The following is a 17,963-nucleotide window of genomic DNA, read 5'->3' as shown; positions in this document are numbered from 1 at the left end:
TTGGGCAAAGCATTCCCATTTGACGATCTTGGTGAAATGCGTAAATATCTGCGGGGATGCTTAGCCCCTAAAATGATCGCTTTTGTTTCGTGTTTTTGGATGGGAAATGTACAATTGTGAGGCAACCTCAAAGGTGATGTAATGGCTTCACGGATCTACTCACTGTCGTTTGTTGTGATAACTGGTCTGTTTGCCATCCTATGCCAAACCGATTTGCCTTTTTTGACTGCCCAAGCACAAACAACACAAGACCGTAAGGCAGAGGCAGATCGATTGCTCAAGGTGGGAAATCAGCAGCTTGCAAAGAGTCAGTATCAGGAAGCCTTGCAGTTATGCCAATCAGCATTGGATATCTATCGATCGAGCGATAATCGTAAAAGTGAAGGAAATACGCTCATCGTTTTAGGCTGTACAAATAACTATCAAGGACAGCACCAAAAAGCGATTGTTTTTTTTCAGCAATCCTTAGCGATCGCCAAACAGATCGGAGATCGCACTGGTGAAGTATATTCGCTCATCGGTTTAGGCAGTGCATATAACTATCTAGGACAGTTCCAAAAAGCATTTGTTTTTTTTCAGCAATCCTTAGCGATCGCCAAACAGATCGGAGATCGTAGTGGTGAAGTATACTCCCTCTTTGGTCTAGGCTATGCGTACGGTTCTTTAGGACAGTTCCAAAAAGCAATAGATTACAGTCAGCAATCCTTAGCGATCGCCAAACAGATCGGAAATCGTAAGGATGAAGGATATGCGCTTATCGGTCTAGGTAGTGCATATAACTATCTAGGACAGTTGCAAAAGGCGGTTGATTTATTACAGGAATCATTAGCTATCTTTAATCAAATTGGCAATCGCGATGGCGAAGGATGGTCACTTGTCAATCTAGGGAATAGTTACAGCACTTTAGGTCAGTACTATAAAGCGATAGATTTCTGGCAGCAATCATTAGCCATCTTTAAGCAAACTGGCAATCGCTACGGTGAAGGACTTTCGCTCATAGGTCTGGGTGATGCTTACAATATACTAGGTCAATACCATAAAGCGATAGATTTCCATCAGCAATCATTAGCCATCTTTAATCAAACTGGAAACCACAACAGTGAAGGATATTCGCTCATAGGTATAGGTAATGATTACAGTGCTCTAGGTCAGTACCATAAAGCGATAGATTTCTATCAGCAATCATTAGCCATCTTTAAGCAAACTGGCAATCGCTACGGTGAAGGACTTTCGCTCAATAATTTAGGTTTGGCTTACAGTAGCTTAGAGCAGTACCATAAAGCGATAGATTTCTATCAGCAATCATTAGCCATCTTTAAGCAAATCGACAATCGCTACGGTGAAGGGATGTCCCTTAACAATCTGGGTAATGAATACGTCAGACTTGGGCAGCACCAGAAAGCAATAGATTTCTATCAGCAATCATTAGCCATCTTTAAGCAAACTGGCAATCGGCATGGCGAAGGATTTTCGCTTAATAATCTGGGCTATTTATTTGCTTTCCAGAATCAGTCAGAACTGGCCATTTTATACTACAAACAATCGGTTAACGTACACGAATCTATCCGTAAAGACATTCGCAAACTTGATAAATCAGAACAAAAATCCTATTTAGAAACTGTCTCTGGTAGCTATAAACGGCTTATCGAGCTATTACTCAAACAAGGGCGCGTCATCGAAGCATTACAGGTTCTTGACTTACTCAAAGTCCAAGAACTCGACGACTATCTCAAAAACATCAAAGGCAACGACAGAACCTCTCAAGGCATCAGGCTTTTAGAGCCAGAGAAAGCGATGAGCAGTCAGCTATCAGCGATTAGCTACGAAAAAATCCCCGAACTCAATCAAAAACTTGCCAACCAGATTCAACAATTACCAAAATCAGAAATCGACAAACCACCCGACTATTTGCAACAGTTCCCTCAAGGTACTGCTCTTCTCTATCCCCTCATCCTCAGCGATCGCATTGAAATCATCCTCTTTGCTGCCAATACTCCCGCCATCCACCGTTCCGTCAATATCAAAAAAGACGATCTAGAGAAACTCGTTACTGATTTTAAAAACGGACTCGTCGAAGGGAGGAAAGACCCCAGTGATGACGGATTTCTCGAACCTGCAAAAAAACTCTACGACATTCTGATTAAGCCCGTCGAAGCTGACCTCAAGAATGCCAAAACTACGACCATTCTCTATGCCCCTGATGGAAAGTTGCGCTATGTTCCCCTCACTGCGCTCTACGATGGCAAACAGTTCCTGATCGAAAACTACGCCGTCAATAACCTGATCGCCTATATTCTCACCGACTTTACACCCAAGGTCAGTAAACAACCCAGTGTTCTCGCAGGAGCCTTTGGTGGCAAAAAAGGTGAAAAGCTATTTGGACAAAATGCCTTGCCTGCAAGCCTTGTAGAAGTTTCTGAGATTGGCAAATCGATCGAAAACTCTAAGGCTTTAACAGAAACCAACTTTAGCCGTCAAGCTACCGAAGGTCAACTACCCAATTACAACATTCTCCATCTTGCTACCCATGCCGAATTTAAATCGGGCGACCCCGATAATTCTTTTATTCTCTTTGGTAATGGGGATACCCTTCGCCTCAGAGGGATTTCAGAGCTAAAAATGCCCAATATCGATCTGATCGTGTTGAGCGCTTGTGAAACTGCAGTGGTTAAATCAGGCAGTGGGGTAGAAATCTTAGGTTTTGGCTATCAAATTCAGAAGGCAGGGGCAAAGTCAGCGATCGCTTCGCTTTGGAGCGTTAGCGATGCGGGCACGCAAAAACTCATGCAAGCATTTTATGGTTATGTCAAGCAGGGCGATCGCAGTAAGGCATCCGCACTCAGGCAAGCTCAGATCGACTTAATTCGTGGCAAGCAGTTCTCTCATCCTTACTACTGGTCGCCATTTATCTTGATTGGCAACGGTTTGTAAAGATTGAGTAGTTTTTATCTGGTTTGGAATGCGATCGAAAGGATATTTCGATCACACGCGTGCCAAAATCGAATTCGTCGTAAGTTTCTCGTTGGCTGTCAAAGTTTTTTTCGCGAATTTGTCTGAATAGAGTTTGCAAGCAGCCCATTTTCCCTCAACTGGGACTAGCAACAAGTTGCAATATCCGCCAACTCTACCCGTTGGATCGTAATTTTTGCAGAATCGACAGTCCATAGCAACTTCACCCCAAGATTTCACCTCTCTACTATCGCCTTTGTTTCATAAAGTCCTTGCGATCGATCCACCTATTTCATGCGATCGCGATCGCAACATTGGGCGCAGTTATCTAGTATGAGATGTCAAAAAATCGTAGATTCTGGTAGCAGCACAATCCATGAATACACGGATAGAACCCCTGTGATGAAAATCACGTCTTCACCTGATTAAGATCCCAAAAATTATCCTGAAAATATCAGAAAATCAACAAGGTAAATTACAGTCAGTATTTAAGAGGAAAACATGAATGTATCAATCAGATCTGCGATCGCAACAATTGCGATCGCCACAGGTTTAGTACTAACGAATAGCGCAATCGCGGCTGCTGAAGCTTATAAAACCAGCCAAGGTCATGTCATCGTGACAGGTTTAACACCCACGCAACGATATCAAATCAGAACCGTAAATGCCCAAAACAAGCCTGGTACGCGCCAAGACAAATCAGCAAATAGTTGTGGTGAGGTTGTCGTTGAAAAGGCTGCCAACTATAAAACCTTGGTTGTTGGATCAATAAGTATCGATCCTGCGACTTTACCCACCCAAACATATGTCAAATGTAAGCCAAGAACGGTTACTCCAACCATGAGACCTAGGGGAGTAGTCCCAGCAACGACACCATAGCCTCTGTGATGCCAAATCGTTGTAAGGACTTGGGCTTTAGAATATTTTCTTGTCCTGAATGGACGTGGGACTTCCTCCGCGATCGTAAATTTTTTGTTAAAAAGCACATTGGGTTTGGGAGATTCTTTTCTGCGCCTCTAAATTTAACCCTATGCGTTCAGGTCATGTCTTCTTTAGCATTCCTTGATTTAGAAAGGTTCTTGATGACACAAATTAGTATTCTGAGCTTAGGCTAGGATATGTACAGTTAAACCCTATTCAAGTAGCCGTGTAACTTTATGGAATCTCTTCTCGACTTTAAGCTAATACTCGTCGTCCTAACAGGTGCTTTCATCGTTAGCTGTCTCTTTTTTGGCACGCGTAATGGCTTTTATGACACAGACAAGTATCACGGCAACGGCTCGGCTCACTAGACTCGATCGCTAGACTTGAGTTAAACGCCCATAGCTTCTGATAAAAGCAGTTTTTTGCGCGCAATCCGTATAAATCCCCGATCGCTTTGAAACCTAACTTAAAACGTTAGGTTTTATATTTTTGTTTTCTGCATTCTTGCGACCCCAAGGGCAGATTTCTCACTGTAACCGAGGGCGACAAAGAGGTGCTACGCGATCGCACCCTACAATAGGATTGAAAATATCAGGTAAAACTGTAAAAGCATTCGTTGCTGACATCTAGCAATGTGATACGCTAGTATATCCAAACTCCGATTCTTAGAAATAACTAGAAATTTGCACTATGGCACTGTTGCAAGAGCGCAAGCAGGAAATTTTCGCTGCATACCAAAAACACCCTACTGATACGGGTTCATCCGATGTCCAGGTGGCAATGTTGACCGAAAGGATCAATCAATTGAGCACCCATCTCAAAATTCACTCAAAAGACTTTTCGTCTCGTCGCAGCTTATTAAAGCTGATTGGACAACGTAAGCGTCTTCTTGCCTACATCCGCAACGAAAATCGCGATCACTACAAGGCACTCATTCAAAGGCTAGGGGTGAGAGGCTAAGTGGCTAAACCGACAGAAGAGCGCATTCCCTTTGAGCCGGGCAACCGAGCTAAAAAGAAAAAGGAGGAAAAAAAGCCTCCTGTCAGTTCTGCGCCCGAACGTCAAGCTACTGCTTCTCCGCCTGTGGCTAAGGCTCAGAATGCACCTTTGAATGTCAAAGGTACAAATAAAAATACCTCAAAGAATGATTCTTTAGGTATCCCACAAGAGGTCAACAAACGGATTGCACGCCGCGTTGCTCTCTTTTGTGGTATCCCTACATTTTTGGGGATTGCAATCTTTATTGTCAGTTACATCATTGTTATCAAGCATTTAGCAGATTTACCTAATGTAGCGGTTGTTCTGTTAAGTATGCTTTGCTTTGGCTTAGGTGTTTTGGGGCTGAGTTACGGTGTGCTATCCGCTTCTTGGGAAGAAAACCGAGTAGGCACTTGGTGGGGCGGCGAAGAGTTTAGCCGTAACTTTGGCTATTTAAAAGAAGCTTGGAAGCAGCAACGCGCCGAGCAAAAGCTAAAGACCCAGCAGGAAGGCAAAACTAAGTAAAAACTTTAGGTGCAAGCCAAATGTTAGCCCGATCCAAAATTAATAAAGCGATCGCATGGCTTTTGCTACTATCCCTAGGTACTCCGACTCCAGTATTTGCCTTGCCCCCTGAGATCGGCGAATTTACGCTTGACCAACTCTTTGCCAGTGGCGGCGGCGGTTGTGGCATGACGCTGTGGAAACCCAACTTAACGCCTAGAAATTCCGATCGAAGAAACTATATTTTCTTTAATGGCTTAAATCAAGACAATAATTCTAAACGCCCCATGCTTATGATGCTCGACGGGCAGATCGCCAAGTTTAGACGCATTAAAGCCCGTGGTAGTGATTTTTACGGACAAAAGACTTTTCAAACCTTTCAGAGCTTGGATGGCAAAATTATCGTAGAAGTCGAAGTTACACTGGGAAAACTCGGCGAAATTGAGTCCGTTGCGATCGACAAAGGCGTAATTCGGGTCAAAAAGATCGGTGAACCAGCGATCGTAATTCCCGTGGTTGGGGATGCAGGCTGTTAGTTAGGCTGTGGGATAGATGAAGTCAGACAGATAGAGCGCCTACAATAAAGACTCAATATAAAACCTATTGTTTAGGGAATTTTTGCCATGATCGTCGTGATGAAAGTTGGCACACCAGAAGTTGAAATTAATCGTACTTGTGAAGAGCTATCCACATGGGGACTCTCTCCAGAAAAAATCGTCGGAAAGCATAAAGTTGTGCTCGGTCTGGTTGGAGAAACCGCAGAGCTAGATACCAACCGTATTTCAGAAATCAGCCCTTGGATTGAGTCCGTTATGCGCGTAGAGCGCCCATTTAAACGGGCAAGTCGGCAATATCGTCAGAATGAAGCCAGCGAAATCCTTGTCCCTACCCCCAATGGCGATGTTTACTTTGGCGAACATCATCCTCTCGTGATTACTGCTGGACCTTGCTCCGTCGAAAACGAAGAGATGATTGTCGAGGTTGCCAAACGGGTAAAGGCAGCAGGGGCTCATTTTCTAAGAGGTGGTGCATACAAGCCACGTACCTCTCCCTACGCTTTTCAAGGACATGGAGAAAGTGCCTTATCACTGTTGGCTACGGCAAGAGAGGCAAGTGGTTTAGGCATTATCACGGAGGTGATGGATACTCCCGATATCGAGAAAATCGCTGAGGTCGCCGACATCTTGCAGGTTGGCGCCAGAAATATGCAAAATTTCTCTCTGCTCAAGCAAATTGGTAAGCAAAATAAGCCTGTTTTGCTGAAGCGCGGCATGGCAGCCAGTATTGATGATTGGCTGATGGCGGCGGAGTATATTTTGGCAGCAGGAAACCCCAATGTGATTTTGTGCGAAAGGGGTATTCGTACCTTCGATCGCGAATATACGCGCAACACGCTCGATTTGTCCGCATTGCCTGTGCTTAGAAAGCTCACCCACCTACCAATTATGGTAGACCCCAGTCATGGTACGGGTTGGTCGGATTATGTGCCATCTATGAGTAAAGCCGCGATCGCCTCTGGTGCAGATGCGCTCATGATTGAAGTGCATCCCAATCCTAAAAAGGCGCTATCAGATGGGCCACAATCCTTGACCCCCGAGCAGTTTGACCAACTCATTCCTGAATTGGCAAAAATCGCTGAAGTCATGGGTCGCTCTTGGCAACGTCAGACGGTTCTGGCTTAAACCTCTTGCAATCCCGACTGAGTTATAGAAATCCTTGTAGGTCAGGCATCTTGCCTCATAGGGATAGCCTGCACCAGCTTAGTAATGGCTGCTGTCAGCCCCTCTAGGGTATATTCCTCTGCTTCGCAATCTACTCTTCCCAATAGTTCGCGGCAAGTAAGAGAAGTCTGCGGTCCAATTGAGGCAATTTTCACAGGCAACAACCAAGATTGCCAGATATCCGTGGCTGCGACACCCGAAAGGAGCTGACAAAAGTGCTTTACGGTTTTAGAACTGGCAAAGCTAATGACATCAATTTGCTGAGTTTGGATTGCCTTTAATGCCTGAGAATCGATTTCTGTGGGGCAGCCTGACTCGTAAGCAGGAACGGCAGCGATCGCTGCACCGTGCTGTTTAAACTGCTCGATTAAGATTTCCCTTCCACCTGACTGGACGCGCGGAAAGAGAATTCGCGTACCCTCAATGGTGGGAAATTTTTCGAGAAACGTTTCGATCAGGGCATCGGCAATAAAGTTGGGTGGAATCAAATCGGGAGTAATGCCATATTTCCCTAGAATATCTGCTGTTTTTTGTCCGACTACTGCCAGTTTTAGTTTGTGCAGCGATCGGCTATCTTTGCCAGCATGACGTAACCGTTCAAAGAAGCTCTCTACGGCATTTGCAGAGGTTAAAATCAGCCAATCGTAGTTTTCGAGGTTAGCGATCGCGCCATCTAAGGCTGACCAGCTCGTCGGCGGTAAAATTGCTAGGGTGGGCATTTCCAGAACTTCTGCTCCCTGACTGGTCAGCATTTCTGTAAATTGGCTAGACTGACCTGCGGCTCTGGTGACAAGAATGCGTTTACCCTGCAATGGCAATGATTTTTGATTGGTTTGCATTTCCATGGGCATGTCGTTGATATTTAGCTTTTCATTGTCCTGCATCATTGTCTGCTTAAACGGATTCTGTCTAAATATCCAAGTGTGATATTGCACCACATCCCCCACCACAATCACCGATGGTGAGAGGGAACGATCGGGTAATTTCGTGAGAATATCTGCTAGCGTTCCTATCCAGATCTGTTGTTCGGGTCTGCCGCACCACTGCACGATCGCAATCGGTGTTTCAGCAACTTTACCAGCCAGAAGTTTATCCAATATCAGTCTCAGATTCAGCGTTCCCATCAGAATCACTAACGTAGGCATCTGATGTAATGCCTGCCACGGCAGAAGCTCCAAGTCATGTCCAGTCAGCACGGCAAAACAAGGACTGGATTCCGTATCAGTGAGCGGAATACCTGCTAGAAGTGGCGCAGCAATCGCACTAGAAATCCCAGGCACCACCTCAAATTCGCATTTCGCCTCATAAAGCGCTTGAATCTCAGCAACCGAACGCCCAAACACCCAAGGGTCGCCACTCTTGAGCCTTACGATCTGCTTCCCTTGCTGGCATTGTTCGATCAGGATCTGATTGATATCCGCTTGCCGAATGGAAGCTTGACCACCCCGTTTCCCTACGGATATCAGACGGCAAGATGGGGAGGCAAGTTGTAATAGCGATTCATCCGCTAGGGCGTCATAGATGATGACATCAGCCTGAGAGAGGAGTTGATGGGCTTTGACGGTTAAATATTCGATACCTCCAATTCCCGCGCCAATAATAAATACCTTCCCTAATACTGGGGTTAAGTAAGATGAATTCTCCATGAAAGGAGCTAGTTTTTCGCAAATTTCGCGATCGGGCGAAGTTCCATTACTGGGATTTTGCTCGGGATAAGAATGACTGGGATTGACTGCAATCATAGGCTCTAAAGTTAAGAATGATTTCTATCCATCATCATTTACCCAATTCTTGACTCCAATAAGTAGGCTTTCATCTATAGCAATCCTAACTGAGTTTTAATGCATTTGTAGCGCAGGTATCCTGCCTGCAAGGGCTTTCAGCTCTTACTACGCTCACAAACAATTAAGGATCGCTATATGCCGATCGGAATAGTTTTAGAAGTTTTATAGATAGAGACTTACTACCACCACTGGGCTAAGCGCTTCATGTCAGTATAGTTGGATAAGTTCCAATCTCGTTGTAGCTTTGGGATTTGATATAACTATAGAATTATTGCGTGCATCATATTTGGTGTCAGTATACGGACGTGATAATGTTTGAGAGCTAGCTGCTAAGTGTTATTAGTGAGAATATAAACAATATAGGGGGAAATATTGTCATTACGCTCGATTTTGGTCATACCCTTTGTTCTGCAAATTGTCGTTGCAGTAGGTTTAACAGGTTGGTTATCCCTACAGAATGGACAGAAAGCTGTCAATGAGGTGGCGGCAAAATTGCGCAACGAGGTAACAGCAAGGATTCAAGAGCGACTACTCGCTTACATTGAGATTCCACCATTGGTGAATCAAATTACTGCGAATGCGATCGCGACGGGACAACTCGATCTAGAGAACGATCGCATCCGTGGTCGTCATTTTTGGAAACAAGTCGTAACATTTCCTCAGATTAGCTTTCATTTCTTTGGCAATACCAAGGGCGAGTTTTTTACAGCACGACGCTTGCCCAGTGGGGAAGTACAGGTTGGTCTGGTCGATCGCTCGACCAATAGCAATATTAACTATTTCATGGCGAGTCCGCTCGGCGATCGCCTCCAACTTGTCGATGTCATTCCTAAATTCGATCCGAGGATGCACCCTTGGTATAAAGCTGCGGTGGCGTTTGATAAACCTGGTTGGACAAAGATCTACCGTAACTTTGTCACCAAAGGCTTGGGAATTACGGCGGTTCAGCCTGTCTACGATCGCGCGGGTAACCTTACAGGTGTGCTGGGTACTGACTTTATGTTTTTGCAGGTCAATGAATTTTTGCAAGACATCAAAATTGGGCAGTCAGGGCAAACCTTCATCATCGAGCGCGATGGCATGTTAGTGAGTACATCGACGCAAGATCCAGTATTTATCATTAACGGCGAACAAACTGCTCGAATTAAGGCAACAGAAAGTGAAAATCCTCTGATTCGAGCCGCAGCACAAAAATTAGAAGCGGAAATCCTCAATAGTAGCTCGCCCGATCGCGCCATTCAACTTACGTTTGAGAGTGAGGGCAAGCGTCAGTTTGCCCAAGTTACTCCTTTACGAGATCGCCTTGGCATTGATTGGCTAATTGTGGTGGTTGTCCCTGAGGATGACTTTATGGCACAGATTCATGCCAATACCCAAATGACGATTCTACTTTGCTTTTTGGCACTGATTGTATCGGTGAGCCTAGGATGGCTGACATCGCGATCGCTCGTGCAGCCAATTTTACAAATGATTGAGGCGGCTGATGCCCTCTCTCAAGGCGAATGGCAGCAACGTGTACCTGAAAACCGTGCTGGTTCCGATCAATTAGGGCGATTGGCTAAGGCTTTCAACCGCATGGCAGTACAGATTCAAGAGGCATTCGCTAGGTTGCAATATGCCGCCGATCGCGATGACCTAACGGGGTTACCCAATCGCACCGCATTTATGAAAAAATTGCAAGCTGCGTTTGAGCGGACTGAGCAAGATCCGGCCCATGTATTTGCTGTCTTGTTTCTCGATCTCGATAGTTTTAAGCTCGTCAATAATAGTTTGGGGCATTTTGTCGGCGATCGCTTACTTGTAGAAGTAGCTGCAAGAATAAAATCTTGCCTTGACTCCGATGACACCTTGGCTCGATTTGGGGGCGATGAGTTCACCATTTTGCTGAGAAATATTACCAACCGCGATCGGGCGATTCAAGTTGCCGAGCAAATTGCTCACGCGCTGAAGCGACCTTTCGACCTCAATGGCTATGAAATTTTTGTCAATACCAGTATTGGTGTTGTCTTGAGCACTTTAGGCAATAAATCTCCTGAGAGCTATATTCGAGATGCCGACATTGCCATGTACCATGCCAAAGCCCGAGGAAAAGACCGCTATGAGTTATTCGACCAACTCATGCATTCACGCACGATCGAGCAGTTAAAGCTAGAAACCGATCTCAGACATGCCCTCGAAAGATCGGAATTTGTCGTCTATTACCAGCCGATCGTGGTCACCACTACAGGTCAGATCGGCGGGTTTGAAGCCTTAGTGCGATGGCAGCATCCCACCTTGGGATTTATCATCCCCAATCGATTTATTCCGACAGCAGAGGAAACAGGGATGGTTGTGCGTTTAGGCATCTGGGTACTGCGAGAAGCCTGCCGTCAAATGTACGCCTGGCAAAGTAAATTTCCTGCGACCCAAACGATGGAAATCAGCGTGAACTTGTCGGGTAGGCAATTTTTCCAATCCGATCTCCTAGAACAGATTTGTCAAGTCTTAGAAGAGACAGGCTTACCATCGCGCAACCTCAAGTTAGAAATCACGGAAAGCACGATCATGGGAGATGTCGTCAAAACGAGCAGTCTTTTGCAGCAACTAAGAGCCCTAGGAATTAAACTCAGCCTTGATGACTTTGGCACAGGCTACTCATCGTTGAGTTATCTGCATAATTTCCCACTGGATACAATTAAAATCGATCGCTCCTTTATCGATCGCCTCGGTGTCAATGGGGAGAACCGCGAGATTATTGAAGCGATCGTCGATCTAGCCCACAAACTCAATATGAACGTGATTGCGGAAGGCGTAGAGACAACGCAGCAACTCGAACAGTTGCAATCGATCGGTTGCGAACAGGTACAAGGCTATTTATTTGCCGCACCCTTACCCGTCGAAGCGATCGAAAAAATCCTTAGCGCTGAAATTTAAGTGCAGAAATTTCAGCACTGAACCCAAATTAATTCATAAGATTTTTGTGGGTCAGGCAAGATGCCTGACATTATAGACAGCCGTCTCGGCTATCCTACAGGATTCATAGATGATTCCCGATCGCTACTGCAAACCCTTTTCTCGCCAAGGGACAGGATCGATCGACTCCCCATTTACATATAAACCCCAATGTAAGTGAGGGCCAGTAGCAGCACCCGTAGAACCTACTGCACCAATTACCTGCCCAGCCTTTACAAAATCTCCCTCACGCACATTAATGCGGCTCAGGTGAAGAAAAATACTGGCAATGCCCTGACCGTGATCGACGCCGATCGTATTTCCATGTAACTGAAAGCCTTGGGCGACAGTACCAACAAGCCTTACTTGCCCTGCAGCGGGAGCAATAACTGCCGAGCCTGTATCCCCTGCATAGTCAACACCCCGATGGTAATAGTCATTGGCAAACACACCATTGTAATAGCGGCGCACACCAAACCCTGAGGTTACAGGACCATCATTCGGTCGCAGAAAGGCACCCTGCCAAAATTTTTGCGGGGTCACAAGTTTCTTAAATGCTGACACGCGCTCGTATTCGTAGTCAGAGACATCTAGAGCGGCTGCCTTGTCGTCAAGCCAGATGCTTTGCGTGGGAAAATTTCGATCGAGTAATCGCAAGGTCAACACCTGTTGCAATCCTTCGGCAACTACCCGCACCTGCCGATCGCCCACCCGATCTAGCGGTGTCGTCGGAATAAAAGCACGCCAACGTTTAGGAGCAACCAGAAAGGTAGGATATTGCTTTTGATTAATCGTTACAGAGGGGGGCGTGTTTGTGGGCTGCTTTGTGGCGATCCACACAGTGACCGTATCACCCAATTGCGGGTTGGCAGGAGACAGAGCGGCTTGCAAGGCTTCCGCTTTAGGAACTCCTGCCACCACCGCGATCGCAATGGCAACCAGACTCAATACCATCAGAAACAGGGGTTTAAGTTTTAGTCTGAGCATACATTCTGAGCCTCTTGGCTACGGGTGTGTGAGAAAGATGAAATTATGGAATCAGCGGAATTGTGGCACTACGGGTAAATTGTTCGTAAGCACTATCGAGATTGCCCGTATAGAGTGCTTGAAACTTATAGCCTTGATAGGGGTCGGGAATCCTCGCATACTTGCTCAGAGCCTGCTCTTTACTCAAGACTTGAGCTTTCCACTCTAAGGCAGTGCGTTCTAGCGTACTGAAATAGGCTTGTTGTGTTTGTAAGGCACTCACATCTGCGATCGGGCCATGTCCTGGTACAACCTTTGCTTCGGGGTAGGTAGCAATCAAGCGATATAAACTTCCTTGCCACTGGCGAATATCGGAGTCACCTGTAAAGGGAATGCGCTTGTTAAATAGCATGTCACCTGTAAATAGCACTTTGGCATCAGGGACGTAGGCAACTAGATCTGTTCCTGCTGAGTGACCATCAACACGTTCGATTCTGACTTGGCGATCGCCTAGCCAAATATCGGTTTGACTGTTCACAATCACCGTAGGGGGTATGACCCCAGAGGTTTGCAGTCTGCCGCTTTGGATATATTCACGAATCACACCGCGACCAATAATCGGGATTCCCAGTTTAGAAGCCACGAGGTTTCCACCTGTGTGGTCAAAGTGGTAGTGCGTGTTTAAAACATACTTGACGGGCTTGTCGGTCAGGGTCTTAACCGTAGAAAAAACCAGCTGAGCTAACTCTTCACTTTGAAATGCATCAATAATCAGAACCCCATCACTACCAATTACAATCCCCGCATTACAGATTGCTAGACCAGGTTGGGGTGGAAAGTCAGTACTTGCCACGAGGGAATAGATCCCCTGCCCCACTTCTTCCAAAGTTAGACCCGCTTTTTGCAAACTAGGATTGTCTACACGAGCCTCTGCCATCACCACGGGTGCGGGTGGCTGCATAAATACATCTTGCCCTGCTGTGGCTGCTATAAAATTGGCGTTTGCCTTTGCCTCGGAATAGCTGTGACTACCAACAATCCCCAGAAACGTAGCGATCGCTGCCAGCAAAACCACCAAAAAATATTTGATCTTTATTTTGATCTTAAACATCGCACACCACTTTGAGCCATTTGTTAAGGATGATATTCAGTAGTTTAAACGATAAACAAAAAATAGCTACTGACCGCAGCCAATAGCTTAATAAATTTGGATTTAAATATTTGGCAGGCTCAGAATTGTGGATAACAACCCCAAACCTTTAAGAGCCTAAAGTTGCTTATAGTTTTACTTCGATATCTACGCCTGCTGCCAAATCTAGCTTCATCAGAGCGTCGATCGTTTTTGCAGAAGGTTGGTAAATATCAATGATGCGACTATGAGTACGGGTTTCAAAATGCTCCCGCGAATCTTTGTCTACGTGAGGCGATCGCAATAGACAGTAAATACGACGGCGAGTAGGTAAAGGAATAGGGCCAACCGCAGCAGCATTGGTGCGATTCGCTGTTTCCACAATTTTTTCGCATGAGGCATCGAGCAAGCGATGGTCAAAGGCTTTGAGGCGAATTCGGATTTTTTGTTGTTGTAGAGTTGCCACAGCAGTATTTCTCAGTATGTGTAGGGATGCTTTAGTAAATTTGTCAGCGTTTCTGATTCTATCACTGCTTATCAATTATGTGTTCAAAATTACGATCAGATTTCGCAAACCCTATGAAAGCCTTAGCCGTTTAGCGCGATCGCATTTTGTGCGCCAAAATATGAAATTTCAAGTTTTATCCTCACTGCGATGCAATACATAAGTGTCGGCTCCACGCAAACCGATTTTGTCAACATGAAATAATCTTATTTCGTGATAAAATGGTGTAGAGTTGAGTGTTTTTTACTACAAAAGTCATAGTTAATCAATTTTTGTAGCAAGTGTAAGGGGTAGCCAAGGGTGGCAAAAATAAAATTCCAAAGTAAATCTTTAAGCGAAGTATTTAAGGATTTCTCCCTTACCAAACTAGATACAAGGTAACATCCAAGAAACTATCTATATCGTCGAAGTTTCTCCTTGTACAAAAGCATTTTGTGTTGAGTGTTCTAAAAATAAAAACTAGCAAAGAGAACAGAAGCTAACGTTTTTTAGCGCCTGTTTTTTGCTTATTTCAAGCATTGTGTGTTGAGTCTCGGCTGCGTAAAACAACTTGGTTAATTGAGATAAGCCTTGCGGCTATTGAGGAGAGCACAATGAAATTCTTGATCAAAAGTGGCTTGTCCCTCACATTTGTGGGACTTGTATCTATGTATGGTGCTTTAGAAGCCCATGCCCAATCTGCCCTTAAACACAATGGAAATAGGGTAAATAATTCAAAGCCTAGCGATCGCGTGACATCAGGAGCTATACCAGTTTCACCCACGATTAAGCTCAACATTTCTAAATCAGCAGTTCCCGATTTAGAGGTTGGACAAGAGGTTAACCCTGCAAATGAAAATTACGTAGACCCCAATTCCCGCAGGCTTGGCGATACCCAGCAGTTTTTAGCCCAGACAGACAGCCCTAACCCAGAAGAGACAAACAGGCTGCGTCAAGACTTAAAAATCCCACCCTTAGACGGAGATGCTAAGTTTGGTTCTCCTGCCAATGTTTATTTTCCTAGCTCTAGCCCTGGGGGCATTCCAAGTGGATTTGGGGCAAACCTTGGGGATGTCTATTTGGGGCTATTTGGCGCTACCGCAGGCAAAGCGCGCGATACGGTTGATGGTAGCTTTGCGATCGGGGCGGGTGTGGGTGACTCGCGCAAAGCGGTTGGTGTAGAAGCTACCTATAACCTAACCAGCATTCGTAACTTTGCCTCAAATGGTACGTTTGATCTCAAATTGCACCGCATGGTATTTGAATCAGATCGTCTGCAAGTTGCAGCGGCTGTGGGCTGGACAAATTTCGCTAACTATGGGTCGAATGCAGGCGGAACCCCCTCTTCGGTTTATGGTGTTGTAACCAGTGCATTTTTGTTAAGACCTGAAGATCCCAAATATAATTTCCCTGTGACGGTTTCAGTCGGTGTGGGTGGCGGTGTCTATCGTCCAGAGTCACTGCAAAAAACTACTGGTGGAGTAGGAGTATTTGGTAGCGTTGGTGTCCAGTTACACCCCCAAGTTGCACTTAGCACGGGTTGGACAGGACAAGGCTTAAATGTCGGGCTATCTTTTGTCCCTAGTCCTTCTATTCCTTTAAATATTAATGCGATCTATTCTGATATTGGGAATAGTAGTACTGCTGGATCGCAATTTATCCTGGGGCTTACCTACGGATTTAATTTCTCACCTCGCTTTTAGGTTGTAATACACCTAACTTTTGAATTCATTTAGCTTAGGTCGATCGCACTATGAAAAAACTATCTTTACGTTTTGCTGTTAGCTTGTGCCTTGGAACGCTATTTGGGACGTTGGCAAATACCTTATTTGTCTTACCAGTTCGTGCGGGAACAGAGCCAGTCATTCAAAATTTTTCTAGTTTAACCACCACCCCTGGATTTCGAGGTTTACTCAGCGATCCGCTGATTTTAGCCAAGCTCAAAGAAGTTGCCCAAGCGAAATTGGCCGAGTTACGGGCAGGTGGGGCAAATTCGCAATTACTCGCTAGGTTTTTGGTAAGTCCTACTCCCAGCGATCAGGCACAGTTGGCAAAGTTATTTCAGAGCTTAGGCATTTCTTCTGAATCCTCAGCTGCACTGCTCGAAGTTTTAGCTGGATTGCTGAGCGAAACTACAACGACTTCTAGCAGATTGCAAACTTTACCTGTGTCTGTGTTAGATAGCGGATCTGGCTTGCTCTCTAGACAAACTAGGTCATTGTCTGTACTGGGCGTAAATCCCCTAGTAGCTGATGTTGTACCGACTGCCTCAAGCACGACGGTAAACGTCAATACTGACAAACTGGTTAAGGCGATCGCGATCTATAACCTCATCATTGATGAGAGCAGCCCTCAAGTTTTAGCGGCACTTGCTCAAAATTCGGATTTTAAAGCAATTAGTGAGACGTTACGCAATTTGAGAGGGGCGATCGGATAATTCAGTTGTCAGTTAACAGTTGTCAGTTAACAGTTTCAAAAGGCTAATGGCTAAGAGCGAATAGCAAATAGCTAATTACCTTCTTGGTACGATCGCAGTAGGGATAACTGAATGCTGAATGATTCGTAAATTGCTACGAGCGAAATTAAACCGATCGCTGCGGCGGGACGCATCCTGCAAAGAATCGCCGCTTAGCCTCTTACCGCAAGGCGCAAAGATCCTGATTGCTGTATCAGGGGGGCAAGATTCGCTGTGTTTGGCGCAGTTACTTTTGCTCGTGCAACCTAAGTGGCAATGGCAACTCGCGATCGCGCACTGCGACCATCAATGGCGTCCAGACTCAACGGCAAATGCACAACATGTGCAAAAAATTGCCGAGGGTTGGGGCTTGCCTTTTTATCTACGGACTGCCCAAACCCCACTTCGCAATGAGGCAGAGGCGAGGACATGGCGTTATGCCATGCTGGTAGAAATGGCAGAAGTCGCTGCCTGTGCATATATCGTTACAGGACACACACAAAGCGATCGGGCTGAAACTGTTTTATATAATCTGATGCGGGGGAGTGGGGCAGATGGATTAGCATCTCTAAGATGGCGGCGGAGTTTAACCCCAAATATCCAGCTCGTCAGACCTTTGCTCGATATCAGCCGCGATCAAACTGCCCAGTTTTGCCAAGAGATGGCGCTACCAATCTGGCTAGATAGTACTAATGACAGTCTCACCTATCGCCGCAACCGCATTCGCCAAGAACTGATTCCCTATCTGTGCCAGCACTTTAATCCTCAGCTAGAAAAAGCCTTGGCACAAACGGCAGAAATCTTACAGGAAGATGTTGCTTATCTAGAGCAACAAGCCGCTCAGTTTTGGCACAACATGCCTATAGAATTCCATCAAGATGTAAATCTGGAAGCTAAATCTGGAGAGGATTTTCCACCTCGGGTCGATCGCGTGCGATTACAAGCACAGCCCATAGCTTTGCAGCGTCGAATCATCCGACAATTTCTCAATCAACATCTGCCGCACCAAACCAATTTTGACCAAATCGAAAAATTTATGCATTTAATCGCAGCGCAGAACCGTACTCGTAGCGAACTCTTGGCTTGTGGAATATTTGCAGAAGTAGAGCATCCGTGGATTTTGCTCAAGCAGGAATAA

At 45.5% G+C, this 17,963-nt stretch carries 15 protein-coding genes; 11 read left to right on the top strand and 4 right to left on the bottom strand.

Annotation, left to right across the window (positions count from 1 at the left end; all coding sequences use genetic code 11):
• The first annotated feature begins 141 nt into the window (after window positions 1-141).
• The 7 genes from ACP2WE_RS01255 to aroF all read left to right on the top strand — a co-directional run bounded on the left by ACP2WE_RS01255 (window position 142) and on the right by aroF (window position 7,037).
• Complete coding sequence (locus ACP2WE_RS01255; RefSeq protein WP_425213786.1) at window positions 142-2,931, top strand: CHAT domain-containing protein; 2,790 nt, start codon at window positions 142-144, stop codon at window positions 2,929-2,931.
• 519 nt (window positions 2,932-3,450) lie between these two features.
• Complete coding sequence (locus ACP2WE_RS01250) at window positions 3,451-3,828, top strand: hypothetical protein (RefSeq protein ID WP_425213785.1); 378 nt, start codon at window positions 3,451-3,453, stop codon at window positions 3,826-3,828.
• Between the two features lie 278 nt (window positions 3,829-4,106).
• On the top strand, window positions 4,107-4,241 hold the full coding sequence (locus tag ACP2WE_RS01245; protein WP_330481692.1) for a DUF8629 family protein: 135 nt from the start codon (window positions 4,107-4,109) through the stop codon (window positions 4,239-4,241).
• Window positions 4,242-4,563: 322 nt separating this feature from the next.
• Entirely contained in the window at window positions 4,564-4,833 is a 270-nt protein-coding gene (gene rpsO, locus ACP2WE_RS01240; protein WP_330481693.1) for a 30S ribosomal protein S15, read from the top strand.
• Window positions 4,834-5,376, top strand: a complete 543-nt coding sequence (locus ACP2WE_RS01235; protein WP_425213784.1) for a PAM68 family protein — start codon at window positions 4,834-4,836, stop codon at window positions 5,374-5,376.
• A 20-nt stretch (window positions 5,377-5,396) separates the two neighbouring features.
• Entirely contained in the window at window positions 5,397-5,891 is a 495-nt protein-coding gene (locus tag ACP2WE_RS01230; protein ID WP_425213783.1) for a hypothetical protein, read from the top strand.
• A gap of 87 nt (window positions 5,892-5,978) precedes the next feature.
• The gene (gene aroF / locus ACP2WE_RS01225) at window positions 5,979-7,037 is read left to right on the top strand and encodes a 3-deoxy-7-phosphoheptulonate synthase (RefSeq protein WP_425213782.1); all 1,059 of its coding nucleotides are present in this window, start codon (window positions 5,979-5,981) and stop codon (window positions 7,035-7,037) included.
• A gap of 41 nt (window positions 7,038-7,078) precedes the next feature.
• Here the strand turns inward: aroF and cobA are convergent, their stop codons facing one another.
• Window positions 7,079-8,722: a uroporphyrinogen-III C-methyltransferase gene (gene cobA / locus ACP2WE_RS01220; RefSeq protein WP_425213890.1), complete on the bottom strand. Its 1,644-nt coding sequence runs from the start codon at window positions 8,720-8,722 to the stop codon at window positions 7,079-7,081.
• Between the two features lie 510 nt (window positions 8,723-9,232).
• Between cobA and ACP2WE_RS01215 the strand changes: the two genes are divergently transcribed.
• Complete coding sequence (locus ACP2WE_RS01215) at window positions 9,233-11,773, top strand: bifunctional diguanylate cyclase/phosphodiesterase (RefSeq protein WP_425213781.1); 2,541 nt, start codon at window positions 9,233-9,235, stop codon at window positions 11,771-11,773.
• 123 nt (window positions 11,774-11,896) lie between these two features.
• Here the strand turns inward: ACP2WE_RS01215 and ACP2WE_RS01210 are convergent, their stop codons facing one another.
• The 3 genes from ACP2WE_RS01210 to rpsJ form a co-directional block, all read right to left on the bottom strand.
• A complete protein-coding gene (locus ACP2WE_RS01210; protein ID WP_425213780.1) occupies window positions 11,897-12,778 on the bottom strand; it encodes a M23 family metallopeptidase in 882 nt (293 codons plus the stop codon).
• A gap of 43 nt (window positions 12,779-12,821) precedes the next feature.
• Window positions 12,822-13,868: an MBL fold metallo-hydrolase gene (locus ACP2WE_RS01205; protein WP_425213779.1), complete on the bottom strand. Its 1,047-nt coding sequence runs from the start codon at window positions 13,866-13,868 to the stop codon at window positions 12,822-12,824.
• Window positions 13,869-14,034: 166 nt separating this feature from the next.
• On the bottom strand, window positions 14,035-14,352 hold the full coding sequence (rpsJ, locus tag ACP2WE_RS01200) for a 30S ribosomal protein S10 (RefSeq protein WP_015164464.1): 318 nt from the start codon (window positions 14,350-14,352) through the stop codon (window positions 14,035-14,037).
• 632 nt (window positions 14,353-14,984) lie between these two features.
• Here rpsJ and ACP2WE_RS01195 point away from each other — a divergent pair.
• The 3 genes from ACP2WE_RS01195 to tilS all read left to right on the top strand — a co-directional run bounded on the left by ACP2WE_RS01195 (window position 14,985) and on the right by tilS (window position 17,963).
• The gene (locus ACP2WE_RS01195; RefSeq protein WP_425213778.1) at window positions 14,985-16,073 is read left to right on the top strand and encodes a hypothetical protein; all 1,089 of its coding nucleotides are present in this window, start codon (window positions 14,985-14,987) and stop codon (window positions 16,071-16,073) included.
• A 50-nt stretch (window positions 16,074-16,123) separates the two neighbouring features.
• Window positions 16,124-16,807, top strand: coding sequence for a hypothetical protein (locus ACP2WE_RS01190; protein ID WP_425213777.1), 684 nt, complete (start codon window positions 16,124-16,126; stop codon window positions 16,805-16,807).
• 118 nt (window positions 16,808-16,925) lie between these two features.
• Window positions 16,926-17,963: a tRNA lysidine(34) synthetase TilS gene (gene tilS / locus ACP2WE_RS01185; RefSeq protein WP_425213776.1), complete on the top strand. Its 1,038-nt coding sequence runs from the start codon at window positions 16,926-16,928 to the stop codon at window positions 17,961-17,963.

Origin of the sequence: Tumidithrix helvetica PCC 7403 (genome assembly GCF_965232925.1) — a bacterium.
Lineage (GTDB): Bacteria > Cyanobacteriota > Cyanobacteriia > Pseudanabaenales > Pseudanabaenaceae > Tumidithrix > Tumidithrix helvetica.
The sequence above is the reverse complement of the archived record's forward strand: the minus strand, read 5'-3'. Positions and strand labels throughout refer to the sequence as shown.